General features: G+C 75.1%; 2 protein-coding genes. Both read left to right on the top strand.

Going from position 1 to position 4531, the window contains the following annotated elements; all coding sequences use genetic code 11:
• The first annotated feature begins 519 nt into the window (after positions 1–519).
• Positions 520–2601 carry a tetratricopeptide repeat protein gene (locus tag P1P70_RS41100; protein ID WP_319247067.1) on the top strand — a complete coding sequence of 694 codons (2082 nt, stop codon included), beginning with the start codon at positions 520–522 and terminating at the stop codon, positions 2599–2601.
• A gap of 444 nt (positions 2602–3045) precedes the next feature.
• Positions 3046–4401: a VWA domain-containing protein gene (locus P1P70_RS41095; protein ID WP_319247065.1), complete on the top strand. Its 1356-nt coding sequence runs from the start codon at positions 3046–3048 to the stop codon at positions 4399–4401.
• The last annotated feature ends 130 nt before the right edge of the window (positions 4402–4531 follow it).

Here is a 4531-nt window from a genome sequence, read left to right as displayed (position 1 = left end):
GCCCGGCGGCGATCGGGCAGCTGGGGGGCGGGGATCTGGAGTGCGGGCGCCAGGAGAGCCGTCTACCGGAGAGCGGGGGTCCGGAGTGCGGGCGCCAGGAGAGCCGTCTACCGGAGACGGAGCGTCCGGACGCTGGGCATCCGGAGACGGGGAGTCCGGAGGCTGGGCGTCCGGAGGTCTGACATGAGGTCCGTCGACCGGATCGGGCCCGGGGCGGGTACAGGGACAGCGGGTAGCCGAGGGGCCGGCGGCGGTCGAGGGCCGGGTGGTTCAGGGGTGGTTGGGTCGGAGCCGCCTCGGTGTCCGCATCGGCGGTTCAACGGGGCTCCGTGTGGTGGGGTCCTGTTGCCCACCCGGCACTGTGCCGTCTGCGGGAGGGCGGAGGACGGGCCCCGGCTGCCCGCTCTGCCCGACGAGGCCCGGGAGTTCGGGCCCGCCGAGCTGCTCGCGCTGCCCGAGCGCGGCTCGCGCCCCGCGCACGAGCGGCTCATCCATCCCGAGGCCCCGCTCCGCGTCCGCATGGTCTGCTCGTCCGCCGAGTGCGGCATCACCTTCGCGCCGCCCTACACGGTGGGCCCGGTGCCGGTCGAGGGGTACTGCCCGGCCTGCGGCGAGCCCTACTCGTACCGGCCCGAACTCGCCGAGGGCGACGTGCTGCGCGACCAGTACCGGATCATGGGCCCCATCGCGCACGGCGGTCAGGGCTGGGTCTATCTCGCCGAGGACACGCATCTCGGTGACGTGGTCGCCGTCAAGGGCCTGCTCAACCGGTACGAGCAGGACGGGGCCCGGCTCGCCGACGTCGAACGCCGCAACCTCGTCGCCATCCGCCACCCCCGTATCGTCCAGATCCGTGACTTCGTCGCCCGGCGCGACGACTCCGGGCGGGTCACCGGCGGGTACATCGTCATGGACGACGTCGGCGACGGCACCCTCGACAAGGTCGTCAAGGAGACCCGGCGCGGGGAGTCCGTCCTCGACATCGAGCACGTGGCCGCGTACGGCTGCCAGATCCTCGAGGCCTTCGTCCATCTGCACGCGGGTGGGGAGAAGGGCTTCGTGTACGGGGACATGAAGCCCTCGAACGTCGTGCACCACGGCGACGGCGTCAAGGTCATCGACCTCGGCGGGATGCGGGAGCGGGGCCAGAGCCAGCCGCCCGCCCACGTCACCCCCGACTACATGGCGCCCGAGACCGCGTCGTCGCCCATGCCCACCACCGCCCACGACCTGCACACCGTCGGCGTCACCCTGCGGGAACTCGCCGGCTGGGCCGTGGACGAGGTACCCGGCCTCGGGAGCGCCTCCTTCCACGGGGTCGTCGACCGCGCCACCCGCACCCATCCGGGGCTGCGCTTCGCCGACGCCCGCGAGATGGCCGGCCAACTGCGGGGCGCGCTGCGGGAGATCCGCGCCCTGCGCGGCAAGAGCGACCCGCCCGAACCCTCCGACTACTTCTGGCCGTCCCCCCAACTGCTCGGCGCCCGGCTCGGCACAGTGCCCGGCATCGAGCACTGGCTCGACCGCCCCCGCCGCGACCGGTACGACCCGCCCCTCGCCCCCGCCCTCGACCTCGGCGCGCCCACCCTCACCGAGATCGCCCGCCGACTGCCGGTGCCCAGGCGCTACCCGGGCGACCCGCAGACGACGCGGTTCGAGGTGAGCAGCGGCTACGACCCCGGCCGGCTCCTCGACCAGGAGGAGGGCAAGCCGCCCTCGGTCGAGATCCGCCTGCACAACGTCCGGGTCCTGCTGGGCCGGAACACCCGGGACGACCTGGAGCGGGCCCAGGAGGAGCTGGACACCGCCGACTCCCTCCCCGGGCCGTCCGCCGTCCGCCGGTGGCGCCTGGAGTGGCACCGTGCGCTGGTCGCGCTGCGCCGCGCCGACCTCGACGACGACCCGCGCCGGCTCGCCGAGGCCAAGGGCCACTTCGCCGCGGTCCGCCTCGAACTGCCGGGCGAGTACGCGCCCAAGCTGGCCCTCGCCTACTGCGGGGAACGGCTCGGCGACGACACGGCCGGGCCCACGGCCAAGGAGTTGTACGAGGCCGTCCTCGCCCGCAACACCGCGCACGGGGGCGCGGCCCTGGGCCTCGCGCGGCTCGCGCTCCGGGCGGGCGACCGCCGGGCCGCGCTGGACGTCCTCGGCCGGGTCCGGCCCGGCACCCTGGACCACACCGTCACCCGGATCGCCTCCCTGCGCATCCGCGCGGCGCGGCTGCCCCGGGACGACGATCCGCTGCCCGCGCCCAGCGAGGTCGACGCGGCCCTGGCCGAACTGAGCGACCTCGTCCGCTTGGAGCCGGGCGCCGGCGGGCCCAGCCTGTCCGAGGACGAGGCGTTGCGCCTCAGCACCGAACTGCACGAGTGGAAGCTGGACGCGCTCCACAGCCGTGGCGACCGGCCCGGCCCCGGGGGAGCGGGGAGCGGGCGGCTCGATCCCGGCAGCCTGCGGAGGCTGAGCCCGCAGGAGCGGGAGCTGCGCGCACGGATCGAGTCTCACTACCGCCAACTCGCCGCCCGGCACGGGGAGACGACCGCAGCGCACGAGCACCTCGTGGACCTCCTCCAGGCGGTACGGCCGCAGACCGTGGTCTGACCGCGTGGCAGGCGGGGCCTCGCCTACGGGGAGCAGGGGAGTTCCTGGAGCGCCTTAGGGAGCAGGAGGGAACAGGAAGGAACAGGAAGGAACAGGAAGGAACAGGAGGGGGCGGAGGGCAGCGGCCATGTGGTGCGTACGGCGACGAACGGGGAAGGAACGGTGACGCACGACATGAGCGGGCGCATGGGCGGGCACATGTGCCGGAGCGTGGGCGGGCACGTGGGGCGCCGCGTGAGCGGGCGCATGGTGCGGTGCGTGGACGGGCACATGAGCCAGGGCGTGAGCGGGCGGACGGGCTGCGGGCGTGGGGGCGGGTGCATGGAGCGTCGTACGGGCGGGCAGGGCGACGGGCGCGTGGGCGGGCGTACGCGCGGTGGGGTGGACGCGCGCGCGGGCGGGCGTACGGGCGGTCTCGCGCGCTCGGCGCGGCCGGAGATCCAGGTGCGGGTCGACCTCGACGGCGATGTGCGGCCGCATCGCAGCGCGAAGATCGAGGCGCACCTGCGGGTGGACGTGACCGCCGGGGGCGCGCCCGCCGAACTGCCCGCGATCGAGCTCGCCGTGATCATCGCGGTCGATGTCGCCGAACCTCTCCGGGCGGTCGTCCGGCACGCCTTGCAGACAGCGCTGCGGGGCCTGCCCGACGGCATCTCGTTCACCGTGCTCGGTGCCGGCCCCGAGCCGGTCCCCTGCCACCCACGGGGTGCCGTCGAGTGGGCCGTCGCCGATCAGCGCGAGAAGCGCCGGGCCGCCTTCGCGGCGGGCGCGATACCGCTGCACCGGGACGGCCCGCGCCCCGCCGGGTACGCCGTCTGGGCGGCCAGGGCACGCGCCCTGCTCGCGGCCCGCCCCCTGTCCGTACGCCATCTCCTGCTGATCACCGACGGCAGCAGCGGCCCGGGCGAGACCCGCCTGGAGGAGGAACTGGACGCCTGCGCCGGGCACTTCACCTGCGATGTGCTCGCCGTGGGCGCGGACTGGGCGCCCGAGCCGTTGCTGACGCTCGCCGAACGGCTGCACGGCACCGCCGAGTTCGTGGACGACGGTCTCGGCCGGGCGATCAGCGCCGCCGTACGGCGGTTGCGCCGGGTGCACGCCCCGCAGCTGCCGATCGAGGTGACCGTACGGCCCACGGTGCGGCAGGTCGCGCTGAACGAGAAGGCGCCCCGGCCGCACCGTCTCGGAGGGCTTCCCCAGCCGGGTCGGCCGCATCGCTGGAGCTTCCCGACGTACCAGTGGGAGCAGGGCGGGCGCGACTATCTGCTCACGCTCGTCGCCGACGCCGACGGTGATCCGTTGGAGACGTGGCTGCAGTTCGCCATGGTGTCCGTCGGGGACGTCCACGCGCCCGTCACCGCGCGCTGGCACCGGCCCGAGCAGCCACCGCCCGAGGTCGCGGCCAGGGGAGACAGCGTGCGTGAGCAGAAGTCGACCACCGTGATGCGGGACGCGTTGCGTCGCGGGCTCGTCGCGCTCAAGGAACAGCGGCGGGGGGCCGCCGAGGGGGACCTGGGGCGGGCGGCGCGGCTGGCGGCCCGGTTCGGCACGGACTGGGTGCTGGACGAGATCGGTGCGGTCGCCGACATCGTGGACGCGTCGGCGGGGCGGGTCCGGCTGCGACCGGCCACCGACGTCGACGCGTCCACGCTCGGTCCGATGATCCTGCGTGCGGGGTCCCGGCCGGTGCCCCTGATCGACACCGCCACGCCACAGCCGGGCGCGCGCTGCGCCCGGTGCGCCGCCCCGGCCGGGAGCGAGGCCCGCTACTGCATAGCCTGCGGGGAGAAGCTGCTGTGACGGCCGGAGGGGCGGGGGCTTCGGGGAGCGGACGCCCGGAGTGGGCCCTTGGCGGTGGGAGTTCGGCTTGGGCTCTGCGTGGTGGGCGTTCGGCCGGGGCTTCGCGGGGTGGACGGCTCAACTCCGTGGC

Source organism: Streptomyces sp. MB09-02B, from assembly GCF_033794485.1.
In the GTDB taxonomy this organism is placed as follows: Bacteria; Actinomycetota; Actinomycetes; order Streptomycetales; family Streptomycetaceae; genus Streptomyces.
Note: the sequence above shows the minus strand (reverse complement) of the source record. Positions and strands in the feature narration are given on the sequence as shown.

Bases quoted from the DNA above. Each gene is read 5' to 3' on its own strand.
- P1P70_RS41100 (WP_319247067.1), top strand. From the start codon at position 520: ATGGTCTGCTCGTCCGCCGAGTGCGGCATCACCTTCGCGCCGCCCTAC.